Origin of the sequence: Amycolatopsis endophytica, assembly GCF_013410405.1 — a bacterium.
Lineage (GTDB): Bacteria > Actinomycetota > Actinomycetes > Mycobacteriales > Pseudonocardiaceae > Amycolatopsis_E > Amycolatopsis_E endophytica.
The window spans coordinates 1,436,441-1,462,129 of the sequence record NZ_JACCFK010000002.1 but is presented as its reverse complement, the minus strand read 5'-3'; the positions used below and the strand labels follow the sequence as shown (position 1 = coordinate 1,462,129).

At 72.4% G+C, this 25,689-nt stretch carries 22 protein-coding genes; 19 read left to right on the top strand and 3 right to left on the bottom strand.

Translation table 11 applies throughout. From position 1 onward, the window contains the following. The first annotated feature begins 7 nt into the window (after positions 1-7). The 9 genes from HNR02_RS32510 to HNR02_RS32470 all read left to right on the top strand — a co-directional run bounded on the left by HNR02_RS32510 (position 8) and on the right by HNR02_RS32470 (position 9,640). Positions 8-1,174: an ADP-ribosylglycohydrolase family protein gene (locus tag HNR02_RS32510; RefSeq protein WP_179777429.1), complete on the top strand. Its 1,167-nt coding sequence runs from the start codon at positions 8-10 to the stop codon at positions 1,172-1,174. After that, positions 1,171-2,463: an ADP-ribosylglycohydrolase family protein gene (locus tag HNR02_RS32505; protein WP_179777428.1), complete on the top strand. Its 1,293-nt coding sequence runs from the start codon at positions 1,171-1,173 to the stop codon at positions 2,461-2,463. The genes HNR02_RS32510 and HNR02_RS32505 overlap by 4 nt, the downstream gene beginning before the upstream one ends. Continuing rightward, a complete protein-coding gene (locus tag HNR02_RS32500; RefSeq protein ID WP_179777427.1) occupies positions 2,460-3,350 on the top strand; it encodes a ribokinase in 891 nt (296 codons plus the stop codon). The genes HNR02_RS32505 and HNR02_RS32500 overlap by 4 nt, the downstream gene beginning before the upstream one ends. Continuing rightward, positions 3,347-5,254: an SUMF1/EgtB/PvdO family nonheme iron enzyme gene (locus HNR02_RS32495; protein ID WP_179777426.1), complete on the top strand. Its 1,908-nt coding sequence runs from the start codon at positions 3,347-3,349 to the stop codon at positions 5,252-5,254. Before HNR02_RS32500 ends, HNR02_RS32495 begins: the two co-directional genes overlap by 4 nt. Further along, positions 5,251-6,459, top strand: a complete 1,209-nt coding sequence (locus HNR02_RS32490) for a CaiB/BaiF CoA transferase family protein (RefSeq protein WP_179777425.1) — start codon at positions 5,251-5,253, stop codon at positions 6,457-6,459. Before HNR02_RS32495 ends, HNR02_RS32490 begins: the two co-directional genes overlap by 4 nt. After that, the gene (locus tag HNR02_RS32485; RefSeq protein ID WP_179777424.1) at positions 6,456-7,274 is read left to right on the top strand and encodes an HpcH/HpaI aldolase/citrate lyase family protein; all 819 of its coding nucleotides are present in this window, start codon (positions 6,456-6,458) and stop codon (positions 7,272-7,274) included. The genes HNR02_RS32490 and HNR02_RS32485 overlap by 4 nt, the downstream gene beginning before the upstream one ends. Positions 7,275-7,376: 102 nt before the next feature. Further along, complete coding sequence (locus HNR02_RS32480; protein ID WP_179777423.1) at positions 7,377-7,886, top strand: DUF1453 domain-containing protein; 510 nt, start codon at positions 7,377-7,379, stop codon at positions 7,884-7,886. A gap of 9 nt (positions 7,887-7,895) precedes the next feature. Further along, complete coding sequence (locus tag HNR02_RS32475) at positions 7,896-9,002, top strand: sensor histidine kinase (RefSeq protein ID WP_179777422.1); 1,107 nt, start codon at positions 7,896-7,898, stop codon at positions 9,000-9,002. Next, a complete protein-coding gene (locus HNR02_RS32470) occupies positions 8,999-9,640 on the top strand; it encodes a response regulator (protein ID WP_179777421.1) in 642 nt (213 codons plus the stop codon). The genes HNR02_RS32475 and HNR02_RS32470 overlap by 4 nt, the downstream gene beginning before the upstream one ends. 5 nt (positions 9,641-9,645) lie before the next feature. Here the strand turns inward: HNR02_RS32470 and HNR02_RS32465 are convergent, their stop codons facing one another. Then, complete coding sequence (locus HNR02_RS32465) at positions 9,646-10,239, bottom strand: hypothetical protein (RefSeq protein ID WP_179777420.1); 594 nt, start codon at positions 10,237-10,239, stop codon at positions 9,646-9,648. Between the two features lie 134 nt (positions 10,240-10,373). On the opposite strand from HNR02_RS32465, the gene HNR02_RS32460 reads away from it, so the two are divergent. Beyond that, positions 10,374-10,775, top strand: a complete 402-nt coding sequence (locus tag HNR02_RS32460) for a MerR family transcriptional regulator (RefSeq protein WP_179777981.1) — start codon at positions 10,374-10,376, stop codon at positions 10,773-10,775. A 158-nt stretch (positions 10,776-10,933) separates the two neighbouring features. Next, positions 10,934-12,409 carry a SulP family inorganic anion transporter gene (locus HNR02_RS32455; protein ID WP_312861254.1) on the top strand — a complete coding sequence of 492 codons (1,476 nt, stop codon included), beginning with the start codon at positions 10,934-10,936 and terminating at the stop codon, positions 12,407-12,409. Positions 12,410-12,415: 6 nt separating this feature from the next. Here the strand turns inward: HNR02_RS32455 and bla are convergent, their stop codons facing one another. Further along, complete coding sequence (gene bla, locus HNR02_RS32450; protein WP_179777418.1) at positions 12,416-13,297, bottom strand: class A beta-lactamase; 882 nt, start codon at positions 13,295-13,297, stop codon at positions 12,416-12,418. A 56-nt stretch (positions 13,298-13,353) separates the two neighbouring features. Between bla and HNR02_RS32445 the strand changes: the two genes are divergently transcribed. Both HNR02_RS32445 and HNR02_RS32440 read left to right on the top strand, forming a co-directional pair. Next, entirely contained in the window at positions 13,354-14,262 is a 909-nt protein-coding gene (locus tag HNR02_RS32445; RefSeq protein WP_179777417.1) for a LysR family transcriptional regulator, read from the top strand. Continuing rightward, entirely contained in the window at positions 14,259-15,161 is a 903-nt protein-coding gene (locus HNR02_RS32440) for a serine hydrolase (protein WP_179777416.1), read from the top strand. Before HNR02_RS32445 ends, HNR02_RS32440 begins: the two co-directional genes overlap by 4 nt. 71 nt (positions 15,162-15,232) lie before the next feature. On the opposite strand, the gene HNR02_RS32435 is transcribed toward HNR02_RS32440, so the two are convergent. Beyond that, entirely contained in the window at positions 15,233-15,970 is a 738-nt protein-coding gene (locus HNR02_RS32435; RefSeq protein ID WP_179777415.1) for a hypothetical protein, read from the bottom strand. A 376-nt stretch (positions 15,971-16,346) separates the two neighbouring features. Between HNR02_RS32435 and HNR02_RS32430 the strand changes: the two genes are divergently transcribed. The 6 genes from HNR02_RS32430 to HNR02_RS32405 are packed head-to-tail and all read left to right on the top strand — an operon-like array spanning position 16,347 to position 25,443. After that, positions 16,347-17,192 carry an ESX secretion-associated protein EspG gene (locus HNR02_RS32430; RefSeq protein WP_179777414.1) on the top strand — a complete coding sequence of 282 codons (846 nt, stop codon included), beginning with the start codon at positions 16,347-16,349 and terminating at the stop codon, positions 17,190-17,192. A gap of 20 nt (positions 17,193-17,212) precedes the next feature. Beyond that, positions 17,213-17,623: a hypothetical protein gene (locus HNR02_RS32425; protein WP_179777413.1), complete on the top strand. Its 411-nt coding sequence runs from the start codon at positions 17,213-17,215 to the stop codon at positions 17,621-17,623. 28 nt (positions 17,624-17,651) lie between these two features. Beyond that, positions 17,652-19,496, top strand: a complete 1,845-nt coding sequence (locus tag HNR02_RS32420; protein WP_179777412.1) for a hypothetical protein — start codon at positions 17,652-17,654, stop codon at positions 19,494-19,496. A gap of 6 nt (positions 19,497-19,502) precedes the next feature. Next, complete coding sequence (locus HNR02_RS32415) at positions 19,503-19,850, top strand: type VII secretion target (RefSeq protein WP_179777411.1); 348 nt, start codon at positions 19,503-19,505, stop codon at positions 19,848-19,850. After that, the gene (locus HNR02_RS32410; RefSeq protein ID WP_179777410.1) at positions 19,847-20,362 is read left to right on the top strand and encodes a YbaB/EbfC family nucleoid-associated protein; all 516 of its coding nucleotides are present in this window, start codon (positions 19,847-19,849) and stop codon (positions 20,360-20,362) included. Before HNR02_RS32415 ends, HNR02_RS32410 begins: the two co-directional genes overlap by 4 nt. Then, positions 20,356-25,443 (top strand): RHS repeat-associated core domain-containing protein, encoded by a 5,088-nt coding sequence (locus tag HNR02_RS32405; protein ID WP_179777409.1) that lies wholly within the window; start codon positions 20,356-20,358, stop codon positions 25,441-25,443. The genes HNR02_RS32410 and HNR02_RS32405 overlap by 7 nt, the downstream gene beginning before the upstream one ends. Positions 25,444-25,689: the final 246 nt, after the last annotated feature.

Genomic DNA, 25,689 nt, shown 5'->3' with positions numbered 1-25,689 from the left:
TGAGCCGGTGACCTGGCTGGAAGACCGAGCGGTGGCGGTGATCACCGGGGCGGCCGTGGGGGACGCGCTGGGCGGTGCCACCGAGGGGTGGACCCCGGAGCAGATCGAGGAACGGCACGGCGGCCGGGTGGCCGGAATCGTCGGCCCGTGGTTCCCGAACTGGCGGGACGCGCGTCCGATCGCGCCCTACCACAAGGGGGACGGGCATGTCACCGACGACACCCTGATGACCCGCGCGCTCGTCGAGGTGTACGCGAAGCGCCGCGCGCACCTCGACGCGTACGCGATGGCCGAGGACCTGGTGCCGCTGATGATCGGGGAGCCGCGCTGGGTTCCCGAGCTGGAGTCGACCGCGCTGTTGCTGCAGCGGGTCTTCCTGGCGGAGAAGTGGATCGTCGCCAGGCTTCACTATGGACATGTCGACCCCCGCGAGGCCGGGGTCGGCAATGTCGTCAACTGCGGCGCGGCGATGTACGTGGCGCCGGTCGGGATCGCCAACGCGGGCAACCCGCGGGACGCCTACGCCGAGGCGATCGACCTGACCGGCGCGCACCAGTCCAGCTACGGTCGTGAGGCGGCCGGCGTGTTCGCGGCGATGGTCGCGGCGTCGGTCGCCCCCGGCGCGACGGTCGACGACGTCGTGACGGCGGCGCTCGACGTCGCGCACGACGGGACCGCCGCGGCCCTGCACGCCGTGGTGGACGCGTTCGAGGGCTGGACGAGCGCTCCGCGGAACGACGACGAGGAGCGCGAGCTGGCCCGGCTGATCCGGGACACGGTCGCGCCGTTCGATTCGGTGGGCCCGGCCTACCGGCAGATGTCGATGGACGCGCGGCGCCCGTCGCGCACCAAGTCGATCGAGGAGCTGCCCGCCGCGCTCGGGTTCGTCCTCGGACATCGCGGCGACTACCGCGGCGCGGTGCTCGGGGCGGTCAACTACGGGCGGGACGCCGACTCGATCGCCGTCATGGCCGGTGCCCTCTGCGCCGGTCTCGGCGGCACCGCGGTGGTGCCCGCGGACTGGGTCGACGCGATCGGGGAGGCCAGCAAGATGGACCTTCGCGAGACCGGGCGCCTGATGGCCTCGGCCGCCGCGGACATCCTGAAAGCGGACCGGGAACGGGCCCTCGCGCGGCTGCGGGACCTCGACGCGCTCGACAAGGCGGCGTCGTGAGGCTGACCTGGGCCCAGCCCGAGGACCTGCTGGCCCACGAGCTGGTGCAGTCCGCCGCGGAGGGCCGGGACGTCACCGCGATCCGGGACCGCTGGGTCGCGGCCGGTGGCGACCCGGTGCCCGCGGTCAGCGGCGCCGGGCCGAACCCGGCGCCGCCGGAACGGCGGGCGCTGGCGCGTGAGTTGCTCGACGAGCTGGCCGCGCCGACGGGACCGGACGACTGGGACGCCATCGTCGCGCTGCTGCCGCCCGCGCCGGACCTGCCCGCCGGACGCGACCGCGTGCTCGACGCGTGGACCGGCCGTGCCGCGGGATGTCTGCTCGGCAAGCCGGTGGAGAAGATCCCGCGTGAGGGCATCGAGGAGATCCTGCGCGCGACCGGACGCTGGCCGCTCGACCGCTGGTTCACCGCCGTCGGCCTGCCGGACGAGGTCGCCGCGCGGTGGCCGTGGAACCGCCGCTCGGCCCCGACCTCCCTGGAAGAGAACATCGACGGGATGCCGGAGGACGACGACCTCAACTACCCGATGCTCGCGCTGACCCTGCTGGAACAGCGCGGCCGCCTGTTCACCACCGACGATGTCGCCCAGCTGTGGCTGGACAACCTGCCCGCGGGGCGGGTGTTCACGGCCGAGCGCGCGGCCTACCGCAACATCCTCGACGCCCGCCCGGTGCCCGAAACCGCCACGCACCACAACCCGTTCCGCGAGTGGATCGGGGCGCTCATCCGCGCCGACGTGTTCGGCTGGGTCTCGCCGGGCGACGTGCGTGCGGCGGCGCGAATGGCGTGGACCGATGCCCGCCTCAGCCATACGCGCAACGGCATCTACGGCGCGATGTGGGCCGCCGCGCTGGCTTCGGCGTCGATGGTCTGCGACACCGTCGACGAGGTGCTCGATGCGGCGGAAACCGTTGTCCCGCCGGGAAGTGCCCTGGCGAATGCGATCCGCTTCGGACGGTCGGCGGACAGCCTCGACCGCCTGCACGAGGAGTACGGCGGCCTGCACTGGGTCCACGTGCTCAACAACGCGGCCGTGATCGCGCACGCGCTGGCCCGCGGTGGCGGGGAGTTCGGCCCGAGCGTGTCGCTGGCCGTGACGGCCGGATGGGACACCGATTCGGCGGCGGCTACTGTCGGTGGGGTCGTCGGCGCCCTGCACGGGGTGCCGGAGCAGTGGGCGAAACCGCTGGACAACCGCATCGCGACCTCGCTGCCCGGCGGCGAGCAGCGCATCACCGACCTCGCGGCCCGCACGGCCGCGCTGACCGTGGAACGAGGTGCCGCATGACCGGGCAGGTCGTGGTCGTCGGCTCGGCCAACGTCGACCTCGTCGTCGACGTGCCCCGTCACCCCGGAGGCGGGGAGACCATCCTGGGCGGCGACCTGCGCCGCAGCCCCGGCGGCAAGGGCGCGAACTCGGCGGTGGCCGCGGCGCGGGCCGGGGGAGCGGACACCACCTTCGCCGCCGCTCTGGGTGCGGACGACTCGGCCGCGCTGCTGCTGGAATCGCTGGATCGGGCCGGGGTCCGCACCGATCTCGTGTCCCGTGTGGACGCTCCGACCGGGACGGCATTGATCACGGTGTCCCCGGACGGGGAGAACGCGATCGTGGTGGCGCCGGGCGCGAACCTCCGCCTGGAGCTGACCGCCGGGCACGTGGACCGCATCGCGCATGCCGATGTCGTGCTGGCCCAGCTGGAAATCCCGCTGGACATGGTGCGCGCGGCCGCGGCGGCACGGCGTCCGGGCGCGGTGATGGTGCTCAACGCGGCGCCCTCGCAGGACCTGCCGGACGACATCTGGGCCGCGCTGGACCTGCTCATCGTCAACGAGTACGAGGCCGCGGACCTCGCCCACGCCCAGGCCGCGCCCGAAGAGCTGGCCGCGGCCCTGCTGGAGCGCGTGCCCGCCGTGGTGATCACGCTCGGCGCGGAGGGTTCGCTGGTGGCCGAACGGGACCGCGAACCGGTGCGCGTGCCGGGCGTCGAGGTGAAGGCCGTCGACACGACCGGCGCCGGGGACACGTTCTGCGGGGTGCTCGCCGCAGGGCTGGCCCGTGGCCTGGCCCTGCCCGAAGCGGCCCGGCTCGCCGGGGTGGCGGCCGCGCTCGCGGTGACGCGGCCCGGCGCGCAGGACGCGGTCCCGGCACTGGCCGAGGTCGAGGAGGCGTCATGACCTATGCCTTCGACCCGCTGGTGCCGCGCCCGATCGACCGGCCGACGGAGGTGCCGCTCGGGCCGCTCACCGAGGAGCAGCTGGTCGCGCTGGACGAGGCGAAGATCTTCGCCGCGCCCGGTGACCCCGCCGACCGTCCGGCCTGGCGCGAGCGCCTGCGCGAGTGGCGCGAGGACTCCCGTGCCCGTCACGGCTACACCGGCGGGGCCTACGAGCGGCCCGGCGCGGCCTGGGCGGCGCGTTGCCGCACGGTCGCGCAGGTGTGGCTGTGGGACGAACTGCTCTACGACTTCGAGCAGCACCGGTTCACGCCCGACCGGTTCCTCGCCGACGCCCGCGAACGCTTCGCCGGTCTGGACGCCGTCGTGCTGTGGCACGCCTACCCGGTGATCGGCCTCGACGACCGCAACCAGTGGGACTTCTACCGCGACGTGCCCGGTCTCACCGGCCTCGTGCGGCAGTTCCACGACGCGGGCCTGCACGTGTTCGTCGACTACAACCCGTGGGACGTCGGCACCCGCCGCGGCGGGGACGACCTCACCGAACTGGCCTCGCTGGTCGCCGGCCTCGGCGCGGACGGCGTCTTCCTGGACACGCTCAAGAAGGCCGAACCGGAGTTCGTCGAGGCGCTGGAACGCGCGAAGCCCGGGATCGTGCTGGAGGGCGAGTCGAAGCTGCCGGTCGAGCGGATCGCCGACCACGCCTCGTCGTGGGCCCAGTTCTTCGCCGATTCGCCGGTTCCCGGCGTGCTGCGCGCGCACTTCTACGAGCGGCGGCACATGCAGCACCACGTCCGCCGCTGGCACCGCGATCACACCGAGGAGCTGCAGTCGGCGTGGCTCAACGGGGTCGGCGTCATGGTGTGGGAGGTCGTGTTCGGCGTGTGGGTCGGGTGGTCCCGGCGCGACGCGGCGACCGTGTCGCGCATGGTGACCGTGCAGCGCGCGGCCGAAGACCTGTTGCTGCACGGTGAGTGGACGCCGCTGGCCGAGCTGGCGCCCGGTGCCGAAGAGGCGGGCGTGTACGGGTCCCGGTGGGATCTCGGCGACCGGATACTGTGGACGGTCGTCAACCGGAGCGACGAGGACTACGACGGTCCGGTCGTGGACGGCACGCCGTTGTTGGGCGAGAGTGTTCCGGCGCGGGGCATCGCGGCGTTCACGCGCGGATGGGTTCCGGAACTTCCCGGCCTGCCGCACGATCCCGACGCCCGGTTCCCGCACCGGCTCGCCGTGCGCCGTCAGCCGGCGAAGAGCACCGGGGAGCCGGAGCCGGACGCCGTGGTCGTGCCCGCCGGGCCGTACGTCCTGACCGTGCGGTACCGCGCGCGGGAAACCGGAATGTACCAGGGTGCGCCCTACGTCGACGAGTGGAAACCGTTGCCACCACGGCTGCACGACGCGCGGACCCTCCAGCGGGACGGTGTCCTGGCGAACCCGGTGGCGATCGCGGCGACCGAGGTGACGAACGCGCAGTTCGCCGGGTTCGTGCGCGCCACCGGCTATCGGCCCGCCGAGTCGCACCGGTTCCTGGCGGGCAGCGGTGCCGACCACGAGCCGGTGACGTATGTGGACCTCGACGACGCCCGCGCCTACTGCGCGTGGCGCGGCGGGCGACTGCCCACGGAGGACGAATGGCAGCTCGCCGGTGAGACGGGGTTGCTGCGGCGCGGCGAACCAGCGGTGTGGAACTGGACGGAGAGCGAGCACTCCGACGGCCGCACCCGGTTCGTGATGCTCAAGGGCGGCAGCGACTACCGCGCGGAGGGGTCCGACTGGTACGTCGAGGGCGGCCGCCACGAGCCGGACCACAGCGTGAAACTGCTCCTGCCGGGCCTCGGCCTGGCCCGCGGCGCGACCGTCGGGTTCCGCTGCGCGTGGGACCTCCCGGAGGTGACCGCATGACCGTCTCCCGTGACCCCGCCGCCGGTGCGCTGTCCGGTCTGCGGGTGATCGACGCGTCCACCTTGTTCGCCGGGCCGATGACGGCGATGCACCTCGGCGACATGGGCGCCGAGGTGATCAAGGTCGAGCACCCCGGCCGCCCCGATCCGGCGCGCAGCCACGGCGTGGCGAAGGACGGCGTCAACCTGTGGTGGAAGACGCTCGGTCGCAACAAGCGCACCGTCACCGCCGACCTGGGCAAACCGGGCGGGCGCGAGGTGTTCCTGGCGCTGGCCGACCAGGCGGACGTAGTGATCGAGAACTTCCGGCCCGGCACGCTGGAGCGGTGGGACCTGGGCTACGAGGTGCTGTCCGCGCGCAACCCGGGGCTGGTGCTGGCCCGCGTCACCGGGTTCGGGCAGATCGGGCCGTACCGCCGGCGTCCCGGGTTCGGCACGCTCGCCGAGGCGATGAGCGGGTTCGCGGCCGCGACCGGGGAACCGGACGGGCCGCCGACGCTGCCGCCGTTCGGGCTGGCCGACGGGATCGCCTCGCTGGCCACGGCGTACGCGGTCATGGTGGCGTTGTCCGCGCGGGAGCGCAACGGGCGCGGGCAGGTGGTGGACACCGCGATCGTCGAGCCGATCCTGGCGATGCTCGGGCCGCAGATCACCCGGTGGGACCAGCTGCGGTCGGTGCAACCGCGCACCGGCAACCGGTCGGTGAACAACGCGCCGCGCAACACCTACCGCACCGGGGACGGGCAGTGGGTGGCGGTGTCCACGTCGGCGCAGTCGATCGCCGAGCGGGTCATGCACCTGGTCGGGCGGCCCGATCTGGTGGACGAGCCGTGGTTCGCCAGCGGCGCGGAGCGGGCGAAGCACGCCGACGTCCTCGACGAGGCGGTCGGCGGCTGGATCGCGCAGCGCAGCCGGGACGAGGTGGTCGCCGAGTTCGAGGCGGCGCAGGCCGCGGTGGCCCCGATCTACGACGCCGAGGACATCGTCTCCGACCCGCAGTTCCGCGCGCTGGGCACGATCCACGAGATCGAGGACCCGGAGCTGGGGCCGACGCTGATGCAGGGACCGCTGTTCCGCCTGTCCGGCCACGCCGGCGTTATCCGCCACACGGGTCGCCCGCACGGCGCCGACACCGACGAAGTGCTGGGGGAACTGGGTTTTTCCCCGGCGCGCGTGGCGAAACTGCGGGAGGAGGGCGCGGTATGAGTGCCGCCCTGACCCTGCTCTACGTGCCCGCCGACCGGCCGGACCGCGTGGCGAAAGCGTTGCGGTCCACGGCGGACGTCGTGCTCGTCGATCTGGAGGACGCGGTCGCACCGGCGCGGAAGGCCGAGGCGCGCGTGAACGCCGTGGAGTTGCTGGCGGCGGCGGAGCGGCGCGTGCAGGTGCGGATCAATCACGTGAGCACGCCCTGGCATGCCGACGACCTCGCCGCGCTGGCCGGTCTTCCGCCGGAGGTGGGTGCCCGGATCCCGAAGGTCGAGTCGGCCGGGGAGATCCGCGCGCTGGCCGCCGCGCTGCCCGGTCGCGAGCTGCACCCGCTCATCGAGTCGGCTCTCGGCGTCGAAGGGGCGCTGGACATCGCGACGGCGTCGCCGCAGGTCGCCTCGCTCGGGCTCGGCGAGGCGGATCTGCGGTCCGACCTGGGCGTCACCGATGACGCCGGGCTCACCTGGGCACGCAGCCGCATCGTCGTCGCGGCGCGGGCCGCGCGCCTGGTGCCGCCGGTGATGTCGGCCTATACCAATGTACGCGACCTCGACGGGCTGGCCGCGTCCTGCCGGGCCGGGCGCGCGCTGGGGTTCCGCGGCCGGACCGCGATCCACCCGTCCCAACTGGACACCATTCGCGCCGCTTTCCGGCCCAGCGAACAGGAAGTCGAACGCGCCCGCGAAGTGCTGGCCCGCCTGGACGACGCGACCGCGGCCGGGGTCGGCGCGATCGCGCTGGCCGACGGAACGTTCCTCGACGTGGCGATGATCGAGGGGGCCCGCACGGTGCTGGCGCTGGCCGGGGAGTAGTCCGGGTGGAGTTTTTCTCCACCCGGAAATAGGGCGCTCGCCGCACGACGGGAGTCCATTCCGGACCTAGTTTCGAGGCACAGCCGAAACGAGGAGCGGAAGATGAGTGGCCCTGTGCAGATCGTCCTGATCGTCCTGATCATCGGATATATCCTGACCCGGCGTCTGAGCGGGGTGCCCGCCCAGGGCAAGCGGATACTGCTCCTGCCCGCGGTGCTGGTGGTGCTCGGCGTGACCAAGCTCCACCAGGTCGACGCGCTCGAGTTGATCACGTCCGGGGCGCTGAGCGTGGTGCTCGGCGGTGCGCGAGGTGCGAGCATCCGGCTCTACTCCTCGGGCGGCGTCGTGTTCCTGCGCTACACCGCGCTCACCGTGGTGCTGTGGCTGGTCAACATCGGCGCCAAGCTGGGGCTGGGCGTCCTTTTCGGAAGCGTGGCCGACTCGCTGCTGCTGACGCTGGGACTGGGCGTGCTGGTCGAGGGCGTTGTCGTGCTGGGCCGGGCGCTGCGCACCGGCGACCGGATCGTCTGGGCGAAGGGCCGTGGCGGTGCGCCGCACCGGACTTCGCCACTGCTGGACGATCTGCAGCGCCGGTTCCGCACGGGTCGCTAGGGTGCTGTCATGACCACGCGGCCGTTCCGCTACACCGACGAGCTGCTGCGGCCGCTCTTGTTCGGCACGCTCGTCGTGGTCGTCGCGGTGCAACTCACCTACGAGCAGGTTGCTTTCCCGGCCTGGACCGTGCCGTTGTTCGTGGTGGTCGCCGCACTCGCGCTCGGCAGCCTGGTGCCGTGGTCCGGTCTGAGCGAGATGTGGCGGTTCGTCCTGGCGCTGGTGTTCGCGGTACTGGCGGCGATCCTGTTGCCGCTGGCGCAGTCCACGGTCGCCCCGGCGTTCCCGTTCCTGGCCTCCGCCGTCGCGGGGGAGAAGCTCGGGTCCCGCCGCGCGGCGTTCGCGGTCGCCGGGGCCGGGGCGGTGGCCACCGCGGTGTCGGTGTGGCTGGTGTGGGGCCTGCCCCCGTTGCGCGCGGGCTGGCCGTTGTGGCTCGGTCTCGCCGTCGTCGCCCCGGTGTTCGCCGGAATCGGACGGCGGGACCGCCGGGACGCGGTGCGCAACGCCCAACGCGCCGCGGAGGCGGAGGTCCGGGAGGCGACCCTGCTGGAGCGCAGCCGCATCGCGCGGGAGATCCACGACGTGCTCGGGCATTCGCTGTCCGGGGTCGCGCTGCAACTGGACATGGCCGACGCCCTGCACGCCAAGGGCCGGGACGAGGAGGCGAACGCAGCCGTGCGGCGGGCACGCGCGCTGGCGGTGGGCAGCATGGGCGAAACCCGGCGCGCGATCGAGGCACTGCGTGACGGCGCCCTTCCGCTGGAACGGACGCTGGAACTGATGGCCGAGGGCGCGTCCGCGCTGGAGATCACCGGTGAGCCCGCGCCGGTGCCGTCCGAGGTCGCGCACGCGGTGATCCGCGTCGCGCAGGAGGCGCTGACCAACGCGGCGAAGCACGCGCCCGGAGCGGAGCGGTCGATGACGCTGTCCTTTCGGGACTACGGGCTCGCGCTGGTGGTGCGCAACGATCCGTCGGAGGGCGGGACGGCTCCCGGGCTCAGCGGCGGAATGGGCCTGGTCGGCATGCGTGAGCGGATCGCCCTGCTGGGTGGCAGCCTGCGGGCCGGACCGGACGCGGCGGGCGGCTGGATCGTGGAAGTGGAGGTACCCCGGTGACCCTGTCCCTCGTGGTCGTGGACGACCAGGCTTCGGTGCGGGAGGCACTCGCGGTGATGCTGGATCTCGCCGACGACATCGACGTGGTCGCGACCGCCACCAACGGCGCGGAAGCCGTCGACGCCGTCGCCGCCCACGCGGCCGACGTCGTGCTGATGGATCTGCACATGCCGGTGATGGACGGGGTCGAGGCGACCGGCCGGATCAAGACCGCGGCGCCGGACGTGCAGGTCGTGGTGCTGACGACCTTCGACGACGACGAGTCGATCCTGGCCGCGCTGGAGGCCGGGGCCAGCGGCTACCTCACCAAGGAGGCCGACCGGGCGAAGATCGAGCAGGCGGTGCGCAGCGCGGGCGCCGGGCAGGTCGTCCTGGCACCGGAGGTGCAGCGGCGGCTGCTGACCCTGGCGACCCGCCGTGCCCGGCCCGTCAAGCCGACGTTCACGCTGACCGCGCGCGAGGAGGAAGTCCTGACGCTGATCGGCGAGGGCCTGCGCAACCCCGAGATCGCGCGCCGCCTGGTGATCAGCGAGGCGACGGTCAAGACGCACATCAACAACCTCTTCGCCAAGGCCGGTTTCCACTCCCGCGCGGACGCGGTCCGGTACGCGCTGAGCACCGCGGGACCGGGGGAGTAGCCGGGCTAGGGCTGCCAGAAGACGCCGCCGCCGTCCTCGATCGGCACCCGCACCCGATCGGGCTCGGCGAACACGATCCGGCAGGTTTCGAAGCGGGCGCCGGGGGTGTCCCAGCCGGGCGGCGGGCTGCTGTAGTCGGTACAGCTCGACAGCACGAGGTCCGTGTTCAGGAGCCGGAGGCTGCCCGCGTCACCGCCGAAGCCCGGCTCACCCACATCGCCGTACACGTTCGGCCCGCTGTAGCCGCTGAAGTTCCCGGCGCCGTCTTCGTTGACCACGATCAGGCGAATGAGGTACGCCCAGCGGCCGGGCTCGTCCGGGGACCCGGACGGGATCGACGCCATCTCCTGCTCGGTGGCCCTGTCGACGCCGGTGACGATGACGCCGACCCGGTGCGGGTCCTCCGCCCGGCCGACCGTGATCACCGCCTTCTCCCCGAACCGCAGCACCGTGCCCGGGGGAGTGGAGCCCGGCAGCGGCGCGGGGCGCGGGGGCGCGGTGAACGGCTCCGAGCTGGTGGCCGCGGGTGTCCCGGTGGGTCCCGCGCCGCACGCCGTCGCCCCGACGGCCGCCAGGATCGCGAGCATCATCCGCTTCACCTGACGGACGCTAGCGCAGCCGGACGCGGCGTGGGCGTGGTGCGGCAGGAACCGGCAGGCCTCCCGCCGCGGCCGACCGTGTCCTGTGGAACCCTGTGCCGGAGGCGGCGAAAGGACCCGGGGTGAGCGAACAGATGCAGATCGGCGAGGTCGCCGACCGCACCGGGCTGTCCCTGCGCACGATCCGGTACTACGAGGAAGTGGGGCTGGTCGTGCCCAGCGCCCGCAGCCAGGGCGGGTTCCGCCTCTACACCGATCCGGACGTGGACCGCTTGCAGGTGATCAAGCGGATGAAGCCGCTCGGTTTCCAGCTGGAGGAGATGCGCGACCTGCTCGCGATCCTCGACCCTGCCCCCGGCTCGCCCCGCATCGACGACCCGGTCGCGCGACTGACCGAATTCGCCGAGACGGCCGAGGAGCGGTGCGCGGAACTGCGCGCGAAGCTCACGATCGCGGAGGAGTTCGCCGCCTCACTCCGCTCAAGCCTGGACGCGGCTCGCCGCGGCCAGCCGGGCGCCACCCGCCCGGCACACTGATCGATGCTTCCCCCCTGTGGCATGGGGGCCACCCCGCCGATCTCTCACCTCACGTCAGGGTAGAGTTTGCGCGGCCGGGTCGCCGGCCACGAGGGGCACCGACGCTCCCGCACATCCGTCCGGCCGGTCGGCCGCCCGAACCAATGTCAGGTGTTGTAGTGCCCCTCACCCTCGCGCGCCCGTCGTGGCTCTCGCCCAAGGTCGCCCGCACCGAGATCCTCTCCGGGCTCGTCGTGGCTCTCGCGTTGATCCCCGAGGCGATCTCGTTCTCGATCATCGCCGGGGTCGATCCGAGCGTGGGGTTGTTCGCGTCGTTCACGATGGCTGTCGTGATCTCCGTCGTCGGCGGGCGGCCTGCGGTGATCTCGGCCGCGACCGGGGCCATCGCCCTGGTGGTGGCGCCGCTGGCCCGCGAGCACGGCTTCGGCTACCTCGTCGCGACCGTGGTCCTGGGCGGACTGTTCCAGATCGTGCTCGGGTCGCTCGGCGTGGCGCGGCTGATGCGGTTCGTGCCGCGCAGTGTGATGACCGGCTTCGTCAACGCGCTGGCGATCCTGATCTTCCTCGCGCAGGTGCCGGAACTGATCGACGTGCCGTGGCCGGTGTACCCGCTCTTCGCGGCCGGGCTCGTGCTGATGGTGCTGTTCCCGAGGCTCACCAGGGCGGTGCCCGCGCCGCTCGTGTCGATCGTGGCGCTCACGGTCGTGACCGTCGCCGCCGGGATCACCGTCCCGACCGTCGGCGACAAGGGTGCCCTGCCCTCGACCCTGCCGGTGCCGGGCGTGCCCGACGTGCCGTTCACCCTGGACACCCTGACCCTCATCGCGCCGTACGCGCTGGCGTTCGCGCTCGTCGGCCTGATGGAATCGCTGATGACGGCCAAGCTCGTCGACGACATCACCGACACCCGCTCCAGCAAGACCCGCGAAGCGATCGGGCAGGGCGTCGCGAACGTCGTCACCGGCTTCTTCGGCGGCATGGGCGGCTGCGCCATGATCGGGCAGACCATGATCAACGTGCGGGCCGGTGGCGCGCGCACCCGGTTGTCGACGTTCCTGGCCGGCTCGTTCCTGATGGTGCTGTGCCTGGCGCTCGGCCCGGTGGTGTCCGACATCCCGATGGCCGCGCTCGTGGCCGTCATGGTGCTGGTCGCGTTCGGCACGTTCGACTGGCACAGCATCCGCCCGGCGACGCTGCGGCGCATGCCGCCGGGCGAGATCGGCGTCATGGTGATCACCGTCGTCGTCGTGGTGGCGACGAGCAACCTCGCGATCGGCGTGGTCGTCGGCTCCGTCACCGCGATGATCATCTTCGCCCGGCGGGTCGCGCACCTGGTCGAGGTCACCTCCGTCACCGATCCGGACGGCGGCCAGGTCGTCTACGCCGTCACCGGTGAGCTGTTCTTCGCCTCCAGCAACGACATCGTGCACCGGTTCGACTACGCGGGCGATCCCGGCCAGGTGGTGATCGACCTGACCGGCGCGCACATCTGGGACGCCTCCACGGTCGCCGCGCTCGACGCCGTCACGACGAAGTACGAAGCGCGCGGCAAGACCGTCGAGATCATCGGCCTCAACCAGTACAGCGCGACGATGCACAACCGGCTCACCGGTGCACTGGGCGGCGGTCACTGAGACCGGCTACCGCAACGCTTCGACCACCCGCGCCGTCGCCTGGGCGAGCAGCGCGTTCTGGTACGCCGCGTCCTCGGTGGCCCGGCTCGTCAGCACCGCGATGACGATCGGCGCGCCGGAGGGCGGCCAGAGGACACCGATGTCGTTGCGGGTGCCGTACGAGCCGGAACCGGTCTTGTCCGCCACGGTCCAGTCCGAGGGCACGCCCGCGCGGATCGTCTCGGCGCCGGTGGTGTTACGGCGCATGATGCCGGTCAGCAGATCGCGTTCGTCCGCGGGCAACGCGTCGCCGAGGACGAACGCGCGCAGCGTCGTCGCCAGGGCCCTTGGGGTGCTGGTGTCGCGGATGTCGCCGGGCACCGCCGAGTTCAGGTCGGTCTCGGTGCGGTCCACGTGCGTCGTGGTGTCGCCGATTTCGCGGAGCACGTCGCCGACCGTCGCGGGCCCGCCCAGTTCGCGGTACATCAGGTTCGCCGCCGTGTTGTCGCTTTGGGTGAGCGCGGCCTCGACCGCCTCGCGCACGGTCACGCTCGTGCGGTCCTTCGTGGTGGGCGAGTTGGCCACGACGTCGGCGCTCGTGTAGCGCAGCACCTCGTTCAGGTCGGCGCCGCGCCGCAAGAGGGAACCGGCCAGCGGGACCTTGATCGTCGAGCAGTAGGCGAACCGCTCGTCGGCGCGGGACGTGATTTCCCGGCCGGTGCCGGTGTCGATCGCGTACACGCCGAGCCGCGCGTCGAACTGCTTCTCCAGATCGCCGAAGTCCACCTGGACCGGGGCGGGCGACGCGGCGGAGGTGGCGGGCGGTGGCGGGACGGTCTCGGTCGCGCAGGCGGTGACCAGCCCGAACGCGAGGGCGGCGGTCAGGGTGGACAGGGTTCGTACCAACATGCGGACCAGCTTCCCGTCCCGATCACATACTGTCGAAGACCGAACTGAGTGCTTCCATGCGGATCCGGCATAAGATCGACCGCGTGGATCTCGTCGGTGCCTGCCGGGCCTTCGTCAGCGTCAGCGAGCGGGGCAGCTTCACCCTCGGCGCGGCGGCCGCGGGCATCCCGCAACCGGTCGCCAGCCGCCGCATCGCCGCGCTCGAACAGCACCTCGGCGACCGGCTGTTCGACCGCTCGACCCGGCGCGCGGTGCTCACCCCGTTCGGCCGCGACGTCCTGCCCGCGGCGCAACGTCTGGTCGGCCTCGCCGACGCCTTCGAGCACGACGCGCGGCGCGCCCGCCGCCGTCCCTTGCGGCTCGCGGTCCCCGACTGGTGCGGCGCCCGAGACCTCGCCCACCTCGACGCCGAGGCTCGCGACCACGACCTCGTCCTCGACTTCCGGCCCGCCCGGCCCGCGCGGCGCGCCGACCTCGTCCGCACCCAGGAGGTCCGCGTCGCGCTCACCGCCGTGCCCGCCGACGAGGAGGCCCGCTGGCGCGTGCCGCTCGGGGTGGCGGCCGCGGTGCCGCCATCCGCGCACACCGTCTACCTGGAGACCTTGCGAGTGAGTCGCGGCGCGGACGGTCCGGCGCGGCGGGTGCTGCTGCAGCCGGAGGACGACGTGCCGCACATCCGGGACCGGCTCGTCCACCTGCGCGACAGCCTCGGGCTGCGGCCCTCGCAGGTCGTCATCGCCGAATCGCTGGTCACCGCGGTGGCCGACGTCCTCGGTTCCGCGGACCTGCTGGTGTGCTCGGCGGCGCAGGCGGCGGAGCTGGAGCTGCACTGGCGGCCGCTGGGCGAGATCGGGCTCGTCCGCGGCTACGCGCTGGCCGCCACCTACAGTGACGACGGAGAGCGCCTCGGGCCGTTGTCGCGGGCCATCGCCCACTGCCTCGGGGCGCGCGAGGGGGACGAGTGAGGACACCGGAGCTGCTGCGCGAACTGCGGGACGTGCTCGACGACGCCGGGCTGCGCGGATCGTTCCTGGTGCGGGACCTGGCCACCGGCGAGGAGGCCGGCATCGAGCCGGACGCGCAGTGGCCGTCCGCGTCGCTGGTCAAGGTGCCGCTCGCGATCGCCACGCTGGAACGGATCCGGCTCGGCGAGCTCGACGGGGCCACGCAGCTGGACATCACGCCGGGCCGGATCGAGACCGCGGGTCCGACCGGGCTGAGCCGGTTCCGCCACCCGGCGCGCGTCGCCGTCGACGACCTGCTGCACCTGAGCATCACGATCAGCGACGGCGCCGCCACCGACGCCCTGTTCGGCCTCACCCCGCCGCCCGAGGTTGCCCGCATCCTCAAGGGTTTCGGCATCGACGGCATCACCGTGCGCCACCCGGTGCGGGAGCTGACCGAGACACCCGCCGAACGGTTCGACCGCGGCGAGAGGCACCTGGCCTACGCGCTCGCGGTGGAGACGGGCACGGCGGGGCGCGGGCACCGCATCCCGCAACTGGACGTGACGCGGGCCAGTTCCGGTTCCGCGCGGGCGTTCGCGGACCTGCTGCAGGCGCTGTGGACACCGTCCCCGATCCCCGCGCCGGTCGCCGGAGGTGTGCGGGAACTGATGCGGCACAACGTGTTGCGGCAGCGGCTGGCTCCCGATTTCGCTTCCGATGCTTCGACGTGGTCGTCCAAGACGGGCACTCTGCTGACGCTGCGGCACGAGATCGGGGTTGTCGAGCATGCCGACGGGCAGGTCTTCGCGGTGGCTGCTCTTACCGAGTCCCGGGTGCCCGCCGCGAACCAGCCCGGGGCGGAAGCCGTGATGGCCCAGGTGGCGCGGCGGTTGCGGGATCATCTGCGGCTGGGGTGAGTTCTCGGGTGGGGGTTTTGCGCTGCGCGCGCTTGACGCTACGCGCGTAACTCGGGCGCCGGCTTCGCACGCTACGTCCCGGCGCCTGGGCGCTGGCGCGCCCGGGGGGATCGGGTTGCGGGGGAGGTGTGGTTCGGGGGGCGTTGCGTTGCCGGGTGGCGGTTGGCGAGCGTGGGGTTCGGTGTGCTGAGTGTGGGACTCGGTGTCCGGAAAGTGGGACCCGTCCGGAGGAACGGGGGACTCGCCGATGGCGTGCGCGAGTCCCCCGTACGGGGTGCGACGGCTCGGATCGCGGTTCCGAGGTCCCACTCACAGCCGTCGAAACCGTCGAGCCCGTAGGGCGTCAGGACGAGCCTGCCGGTGGCGTTGCGGGAGTCCGGGACGATCGTGCCGCGGTCGGCCTGACCGGGGCCCAGCGCGGCGGGCAGGCGCTTGCCGTGCGCCAGGCAGCCGAACGTGCGGTTGGTGACGAGGCTGTTCCCGGTCTCGGTGACGCCGTCCTGGCCGATCACCGAGAAGGTGACTGGGTTGAGCACGCCGGGGGAGAGGCCGCGGTCCATCGACGGCGACGTGGTGACCGAAACCTCCGGGAACAGGTAGTGGCCATTGCGCGACTTCTCGGCGAACTGTTCGGTGCAGCGGCCGTTGGTGGTGATCTTCGTGATGGTGAAGACGACGTCGGTGCCCGACTTCCCGCAGCCGACGGGCTCGAGGTGGCGATCGCGTCGGTGGAGTCGGTGATGCTCGCCCGGTCCGTTGGAACCGTCACCCGGTACGGGCCCGCCGTCTCGCCGGGGGCCTCCCCGCACGGACGCGGTGCCGCACGCGGTGAGCGCGATGTCGAAGGACAGACCCTGGTCGGCGACCTCGTCCTGCGGGCGGGGAGCGGGCGGCCCCGGTAAGCCGGGTGTGGTGGTGTCGCATGCGGCGCTCCCGTGTGGACCTCTCCTGCTCAGATGAGCATCTGCCCGGATGCCCTGACTTTGTCAGCCTTTGGGGCAGTGTTGAGCGGAAACCGGCGGTCCGGGATCATCCGGGTGCGTTGTGATCTCCACCGGGCACCGGTGTGCCGCTCGACAGCGGTCCCTCCGGGCGCGGACACTGATCAACGAACAACCCGAACTGGCCGTCCATGTTTCACGGCCCCGCCTCCGCGGCGGAACCTGAAAGGTGAGAAGAGCGTCGATGGTGTCTCGGTTCGACTTCACGCTGGGCAGTGTGGAGGCCGTCGTCGTCGGGCGCGCGCTGGACGTCGACGTCCGCGTCTTCCCGTTGCGCATCAGCCACACCACCGTGGACCCCGTCCGCTTCGCCAGACTGGCGATCCAGGTCTACCACGATCTGGAGGACCGCAAGCTGTCCGTGCGCGGCGAGCTGGACCCGAACGTGCGGACGGCGTTCGAGCTGCTCGGCGACCACCGTGTGTCCGTCACGGCGAGCGGCTCCGACTCCCGCACCGGTGACCTGGCCGTGTTCGCCGCCACCGACGGCGCCCAGGCTCTCGCGATCCGGCAGGCGCCCGGTGCGGACCAGCTGTGGTTCTCCCTGTTCCCGGACGAGGACCTGGTGCCCCGCGTGGTCGGCTCGCTCCCGCCCGCCGACGCCCCGCCGGGCGGGCCGCTGTCGGTCTCCCGCCAGGAGGGGGAACGCCCGCGCTCGGCGCTGGCGGCGCTGCGCCAGGCCGAGGAGGAGTTCGACGACGAGGAGACCGAGGCGTTCGGCAGCCTCCAGGTCACCAGCGTCGTCCGCTCGCGGCGGCCCGCGCGCACGCGCACGGTGAGCGAGGAGGAACGGCTCGAAGAGATCCTCGCCGCGCCGCGGCGGGGCGGCGGCTACTTCACCGCCCACGGCCGCGGCAGGCACGGGGAGCGCCGGTCCGCCACACCGGTGACGTGGCTGGACAGTGAGGACGGGCGCTACCTGGTCAGCACCGGAACCGACGGGGCTGGCACGATCACCGCGAGGTACGTGCCGGCCGGGTTCCCCGGAGTCGCCGAAGCCGTCCGGGACATGATCGCGTCCGTCTACTGAGATTCGGGGAGGCAACAGGGATGAGCGAGGACGCGCAGAAGCCAGTGGAGGCGGTCAGCATGATGCGGGCGGTGCACGCCGTCGCGCTGAAGAAGATGGCCACCGAGGGCGGGTTCGCCGTCGACGAGCAGACCGGCGAGAAGATGATCCAGGCCCTGCAGGGCATGGTGGACGCGCTCGAGGAGCGCTGGTCCACGCTGCAGGCGTTCGGCGACGCACCGCCAATGAGCAGCGGAGCCACCGCCACCTGGGTCTCCGACGTGATGGTGAAGACCGCGAGCGACGACCGCGGCCTGCTCACGCAGCTCCAGCAGGCCAAGGCGGAGCTGCCCACCTACATCGAGGCGATCCGGCTGGCGCAGAAGAACTACGAGTCCCAGGACGGCGACACCGGCACGGCGCTGAGCCGGCTGCGCGCCGACCAGGCCTGAACCGAGCACGACCCGGAGGAGAACGATCGTGGAGCTGTCCGACGTCGGCGGCGGCATCGAGGACGTCACCGCGGACCCGAACTCGCCCTACTACATCGGCCCCATCGGCCACGACACCACCTCGGGCGACGAGATCCGCGCCGAGGTCACCCGCCAGGTCGACGACGAGATCGCGAAGGGCTGGCTGGGTGACGTGGTCACCCCGCTCTTCCGCGACGAGACCATCCAGCGCCGGTACGAGCAGCGGATCGTGCAGATCCGCGACCAGGTCGACGACGGCGTGGAGATCCGCGACAACGGCACCGCGCCCAGTTCGGTCTGGGACAACGCCAGCCACGCGCAGATGCTGCAGGTCATCAACGACAACGCGGATTCGGCCGCGATCGCGGTGACCTCGGAGGAGTGGGTGCGGCTGGGCAAGGACCTCACCGAGCACCAGCAGAACCTGGCCGACGCCATCAACGCCAGCGTCGCCGACTGGCAGGGCGACGGTGGTGACGCCGCCCGCAAACACCTCGCCGACGTCGGCCAGTGGCTGGGCAACACCGCCAAGGGCGCCACGCTCACCGGCCGCCAGCAGGAAATCCACTCGCAGGCGCTGAACGAGACGCAGAAGCAGATGGCGGCCAACCCGCCGGTCAACTTCGACGTTCAGGCCGCCAACGCCCACCTGCAGACCATCACCGATCCGGTCGTCTACGCGCAGCAGGCGCAGCTCGACCAGCAGGCCATGCAGCAGTCCGAGGTCGCGCGCCAGCAGGCCGCCCGGATCATGACCCAGTACGACGAGACCGTCGCCGGGGCCACGCTCACGCCGGCCTTCACCGCGCCGCCCAAGCTCGGCGGCACGCGGGCCCAGACCGCGACGCTGTCCAAGGCGCAGGCGATGCGGTCGGAGGCGGGCATCCCGGACACCGCGGCCGGTGCGCAGCAGGCCGCGAACCTGCGCTCGGTCGCGACCCCGGCCGCGCAAGGGACCCCGGTGGGTACCGGGGACGTCAACTCCGCCCTGGCCGCCAACCTGGACAGCCCGTCACTGCCGCAGGGCGAGGTGCCCGGTCTGGACACGGCGGGCAGCGGTGCCGGGGCGAACACGCCGGCGCTCAACACCTACGGCGCGGACACCGGTTCCGGCGACTACGGCACGGTCGGCAGCCAGGTTCCCGGGCTGTCCACCCCGGACTACCCGGCGGGCTCGCCGACCACCTTCGGCGGCGGCACGCTGCAGGACCACAGTTCCGTACCGGATCTCGACATCCCGGACAGCACGGTGGCGTCCTCGGCCGTCGACCCCAGCTCGTCCGGCGGCTCGTCCACCCGCATCCCGACCATCGGCTACGGGGGCGGCGTCAACGGCGACAGCATCGCCAGCCGCCTCGGCGGCCCGGCCGTCAGTGGCAATCCGTTGACCGGGCTGGACTCGGTGACCGGCAGCGGCACCCCGCTCGGCGGCGGGAGCACGACCGGCGCCAAGGGGCTCGGCGGCGCGGGCGGCGGCGGCGCTGGTGCCCCGGCCCTCAAGAGCTTCGGCGGTGGTGCCGGTGGCGGCGGGCTCGGCGGCGCGGGTGGCACCAACGCGGGCAGGCTGTCCGGCGGTGCCAGTTCCGGTGCCGCGGCGCTGGCCGCGGAGGAGGCCGCCGCGGGCCGCGGTGCCACGGGTGCCGCGGGTGCCGCGGGTGCGGCCGGCCGCGCCGGCATGCCCGCCGCCGGGATGGGCGGCGCGCACGGCGCCAAGGGGCAGGGCGCGGAGGACAAGGAGCACCGGGTCGCGGACTACATCGAGGGCGAGCCCGAGCTGTTCGAGGGCGCCGACGTCGTCGCCCCGCCGGTCATCGGCGACTGGAAGAAGAACAAGAAGGAAGAGAAGAAGTAGCCCCGTATGTCCTATGAAGTCGATCCCGACGAACTACGCACCCACGCCAGCCACCTGGACGGCCTGACGGACCGGCTCAACACCGCCGTCGACGCCGCCAACACCGTGGCGATGGACGATTCCGCCTACGGCCTGCTCTGTGCCTTCCTGCCCCCGATCGTGAACGCGACGACGCAGGACGACGCGGTCGCGGCTCTCAAGGCGGCGGTCGAGGGTGTGCAGATCACGGCGGACAACGTCCGCACCGCGGCCACCAGTTACGAGGAGCAGGACCAGACCAACGCCGAGCCGTTCCAGCGGCAGCTGCGCGAGGCCACCACGGTGACCCCGCGGGTCGGCGGGGTGGTCCAGTGACCTCGGCGAACGGTCTGGGTGATCTGATGCGTGACCCGGACGAGGCAGCCGCGCGCGTGGACGCGTGGGCACAGGGATTGGCGCAGAAGGCGGAGCGCTACCGCGCCGCGCAGGCGCGCACCGAGGAGATCCGGCTGACCTCGGCCAACACCGACGGTTCGGTGCGGGTCACGGTGCGCGCCGACGGCAGCGTGACCGATCTGGGCCTGTCCGGCCGGGCGCGCACCATGCCGCTGGACGAGCTGTCCGCGCAGATCCTCGGCACCATGCGGCGTGCGCAGGCCGGGATCGCGTCGCAGGTGGCGCAGGTGATGACCGAGGAGGTCGGCGACGAGGACCCGCAGACCCGGTCGCTGCTGGTCGACAACCTGCGCAGCCGCTTCCCCGATCCGGACGCCGAGGACGAGGACGAGGACGAGGACGAGGCGACCGGGGAGACCGGACAGACCCCGGGTGAGCAGCAGCCGCCCGCGCGTCCCGCGGACGACGATGAGGAGAACAACCCGTGGTGAACCCCCTCGTCGCCCAGGAAGAAAGTTCCACCACCGCGATCTCGGGCATCTCCCTGCTGGAGGGCGCGCAGGATCTCCGCAAGGCCATCGAAAGCGGCGACTGGGCCTCGGGCGCGCTCGGGGCGGCCGCGGCGGGCCTGGACGCGCTCGGTTTCGTGCTCGACCCGTTCGGCTCGATCTTCGCCGCGGGCGTGGGCTGGCTGATCGAGCACATCGGCCCGCTCAAGGACGCCCTCGACGCGCTGGCAGGCAACCCGGATGCGGTCAAGGCGCATTCGGAGACCTGGAAGAACATCGCGAACGAGCTGGGCGAGGTCGGGGTCGACCTGACCAACCAGGTCACCGCGGACCTGACCGGCTGGACCGGCCCGTCCGCCGACACCTACCGGCAGCAGGCCAAGGACGTGGGTGACCTGCTGGCCGCGGCGAAGGAGGCCAGCAGCGGCACCGCCAGCGGTATCGAGACCGCGGGCACGGTCGTGGCCGCGGTGCGGACCCTGGTGCGCGACATCATCGCCGAGGTCGTCGGCCACATGATCTCGTGGGCGCTGCAGGTGATCGCGACGCTCGGCATCGCGCTGGCGTGGGTCGTGCCGCAGGTGATCAGCGAGGTCGCCAAGACCGCGGCCAAGATCGCCGACGTCACCGGGAAGCTGACCCACGCGCTCAAGGCCCTGTCGGAGCTGTTGAAGAAGGCCGGTGGCATCTTCACCGACACCGCGGGCAAGCTCAACAAGATCAAGGCCGACAAGCCGCCGACGCCGAAGAAGCAGAACGACCTGCCCGCCGGGCCGAAGAGCGTGGACCCGATGGAGGGCAAGGGCGGCGGCGACATCCCGGACACCAAGCCGAAGGACCCGCCGAAGGACTCCGACCAGGTCGCGCCGCCGCCGAAGCTCAACGACACCCCCGGCGACACCACTCGCGCATCGTCCACACCGGACGTCGACAAGGTCGCGCCACCGCCCAAGCTGGACGCCGACCCTCCGGCGAACCCCCCGAAGCCGCCGCCCCCGGCCGACACGCCCGCGGTGGCGCCGCCGCCGAAGCTGAACGACACCACGAACGCGTCGTCGGCGGGTGGCGCCGCGCCGAAGGTGCCGAAGGTCGAGGAACCGCCGCCCCTGAAGGACCAGGGCTCGAACCCGCGCTCGCTCGACGACGTCGTCGACTGCAAGGACCCGATCGACGTCGCGACCGGTCAGATGATCATGACCGAGACCGATTTCGAGTTCCTCGGCGCGCTGCCACTGGTGTTCCAGCGCTCGCACTTCTCCTCCTTCCGCGCCGGCCGCGCGCTGGGCACCGCCTGGGTGTCCACTGTGGACCAGCGGGTCGAGGTGCACGAGGAGGGCGTCAGCTTCGCCGCCTCCGACGGCACCCTGCAGCACTTCCCGCACCCCGAGGCCGGTACCTGGGTGGCGTCCCCGGCCGGCCCGAACCGGCAGCTCACGCGCGCCGACGACGGCGGTTACCTGCTCGGGGACCGCGAGACCGACCGGCTGCTGTACTTCGCGCCGGGCGCCGGTGCGCTGCCGCTGACGTCGGAGAGCGACCGCGCCGGCAGGCGGATCTCCTACCTCCGCGACGACGCCGGTGTGCCCGTCGAAATCCGGCACAGCGCCGGCCACCGCGTCCGCGTGGAGTCCGACGGTGGGCTGGTCACGGCGATGCACTCGGTGGCCGCCGACGGCAGCGAGGTGGAACTGGTCCGCTACGGCTACACCGGTGCGCGCCTCACGGAGGTGACCAACGCGTCCGGCCGCCCGTTCCGCTACGACTACGACGCGGCGGGCCGGATCACCGGGTGGACCGACCGCAACGGCGAGTGGTACCGCTACCACTACGACCACGCGGGCCGGGTCGTGCGCACCGAGGGGTCCGGCGGGTTCCTCGCCGGGACGATGGAGTACGACACCGAGAACCGGATCACCTACTCCACCGACTCGCTGGGCCACGTCACCGTCTACCACCTGAACGAGAACGCCAGGGTGATCCGGGAGACCGACCCGCTCGGCCACGCCACGGTGTTCTCCTACGACTCCGCGGACCGGCTGGTGAGCACCACCGACGCGCTCGGCCGCACCACCCGTCGTGAGTACGACGACGAGGGCAACCTGATCACGCTGTCCAAACCGGACGGCAGTGTGACGACCTTCGAACGCAACGCTCTCGGCCTGCCGGTGACGATGTCCGAGGCGCCCGGTGTGGTCACGCGCTGGGAGTACGACGCGACCGGCGAGCTCGTCCGCGTGACCGAACCCGACGGCGCGACCACGACCTACGGTCACGACGGGCGCGGCGACGTCGCGGCGGTGACCGACGCGCTGGGCAACACGCTGACGGTCCAGTCGGACGCCGGTGGACTGCCGGTGGCCGTGACGGACCCGCAGGGCGGCGTGACGCGCTACGAGCGCGACCGGTTCGGCCGGGTCGTCGCCGTCACCGACCCGCTCGGCGCGGTGGAACGGTTCGGCTACACCGTCGAGGGGCAGCTGGCCTGGCACCGGCATGCCGACGGCGCGCTGGAGCAGTGGATCTACGACGGCGAGGGCAACAACCGCGCCCACACCGATCCGGTGTCCGGGGTCACCCGGGCCGAGGTCACGCACTTCGACCTGCCCTCGGCGGAGATCCGGCCGGACGGCAGCCGGGTCGAGTTCGCCTACGACACCGAGCGGCGCCTGACCGCCGTCACCAACGAGCAGGGGCTGGTCTGGCGCTACTCCTACGACCCGGCCGGGAACCTGGTGCGGGAAACGGACTTCGCGGGCGTCACCACCACCTACGCCTACGACGCGGCCGACCAGATGGTCGAGCGCACCGACGGCTCGGGTCAGGTCACGACGCGCCGGTACGATGCCGCGGGCAACGTGGCCGAGGAGACGACCGGCGGGGTCACCACCCGCTACACCTACAGCACGCTGGGGTGGGTGCTCTCGGCCGACGACGGTACGAGCCGGATCGAGTTCGAACGGGACGCCGCGGGCCGGGTGCTGGCCGAGACGATCAACGGCCGCACCGTGCGGTCCGCCTACGACGCCCAGGGCCGCCGCGTCCGCCGGGGCACGCCTTCGGGTGCGGAAAGCGTGTGGGAGTTCGACGGGAGCGATCAGCCCGTCGCGGTGCATGCCGCCGGGCGGAGCCTGCGGTTCGCCCACGACCTGGCCGGACGCGAGATCCGCCGGGAACTGTCCGCCGGTGCGGTGATCACGCAGAGCTGGCTGCCCGGCGGGCAGCTGGCCGCGCAGACCGTCGCGGGACCGGGCGGGCAGCCGAGCCAGCAGCGTTCCTACAGCTACCGGCCGGACGGGCTGCTCACCGCGGTGCAGGACCAGCTCACCGGACCCCGCGCGTTCGCGCTGGACAACCGGGGCCGGGTCACCGGGGTGCAGTCGCCGCGGTGGACCGAGCGCTACGCCTACGACCTCGCGGGCAACCTGACCGAGGCGGTCTGGCCCACCACGGCCGATGCCGATCTCGTCGGGCCCCGCGAGGTCGCCGGGACGGCTGTCACCGCGGCCGGTCAGGCCCGCTACACCCACGACGCGCAGGGCCGCGTCGTGCTGCGTGAGCGTGGCGGGCAGGTGTGGCAGTTCCTCTGGGATGCGCGTGGCCGCCTCGCCGGGGTGCGCGTCCCGGACGGCACGTCGTGGCGCTACTCCTACGATCCGCTCGGCAGGCGCACCGCCAAGGAGCACTTCGCCGCTGACGGTGTCCAGGTGCTGGAGCGGGTCGACTTCACCTGGGACGGGCAGCTTCTCGTCGAACAGGCGAGGTCCACTTCGGATGGTGTGCGTGTCACGGTGTGGGATTACGAGCCGGGCACGTTCCGCCCGCTCCTGCAACGGGATCGCGTCCCGCTTGGCGGGGGACAGTGGGCCGACGAGCAGTTCCACGCCGTCGTCACCGATCCCTCTGGTGCTCCCGCCGAGCTGGTGACCGACCAGGGCGCGATCGCCTGGTTCGCGCGCACGAGCGTGTTCGGCGCGGTGATCGAGCGGCCCGCGACGTCCGTGGACACGCCGTTGCGGTTCCAGGGCCAGTACTTCGACGCCGAGACCGGGCTGCACTACAACTTCCACCGCTACTACGACCCGGCGCTCGGGCGGTACCTGAGCCCGGACCCGCTCGGTCTGGACGCGGGCCCGAACCACTACGCCTACGTGGGCAACCCGCACGCGTTCGCGGACCCGCTCGGGCTGGCTCCGACCAGTTGCAAGAAGAACAACACGACGACGCAGAGCACGTCGACGGCGGGCAAGCGGAAGCGGCCCAATCTCACGGTGCAGACGCAGAACCTGCCCTCGACGCCGGTGACGGCGAACTCGCCGGGCGGCAGCCTGTACCAGCAGATGTCGCCGGGCGGGAAGTACGGCACGCAGAAGACCGGCAAGAACGGCAACCCCAAGTTCGACAAGAAGACCGGCAAGCCGCAGTTCTACTCGCGCCGCGACGCGGCGGGGTATGACAACCCGAGCCACGACCACAGCAAGATGCTCCCGCTGTGGCAGGACGCCGCGAAGTCGCCGATCCCCATCGATCCGAAGACCGGCAAGGACATCGAGGGCAAGCAGCTCAAGGACTGGCTGATGGACAAGAACCGGCGCTTCGACACCAAGGAGCCCGGAGACCCCGGTTACGCCGGCCTGCCGCAGAACGAGATCAAGGGACACGGCAAGGGCGTGCTCGGGCACGAGCCGTCGGCCAGCACGCACTGGAACAGCCACGGCGGTATGCAGAGCACCCGCCAGGACAACTTCGAGCACAACCGGGAGACCAGCACCTACCACGGCATCGAGGAACGCAGCCGGTCGGACGCGAGCGGCTCGTCGGAGGAGCCCTACCTCAGCCCTCGCCCGGACAACGGGGCGGACCGCTCCTTCTGGGACCGCGGCGACCCACGGTTCCCCGACCAGGGCGGTCCGTGGCACTCGTGGCAGAAGATCCAGGGCCCGCAGCCCGGCCCGTCGGGTGCGGGTCCGGGTTCCCCCGACTCGCCGCTGACGGCGGTCCCGGACACACCCCCGGCGAAGCGCCCGCGCGTCGACAACGACGGCGACGTGGACATGAGCGGCTGATCGTGACGTTCGGTGCCCGGCTTCCCCTTCCAGGGGGCCGGGCACCGTCGTTCCGGCCCCCGTCCCCGCACCGCCACCCGGCACGCAAGCCGAACACGCGCCCGCCCGCCCCGCAGCAGCCAACACGCCGCCCGGAGCGGCAAACACGCCGCCCGGAGCGGCAAACACGGCCGTGTTTGCCGTTCCCGTCGGCGTGTTGGCCCTTCCGGTCAGCGTGTTGGCCGTTCCCGCTGCCGTGTTGGCCCT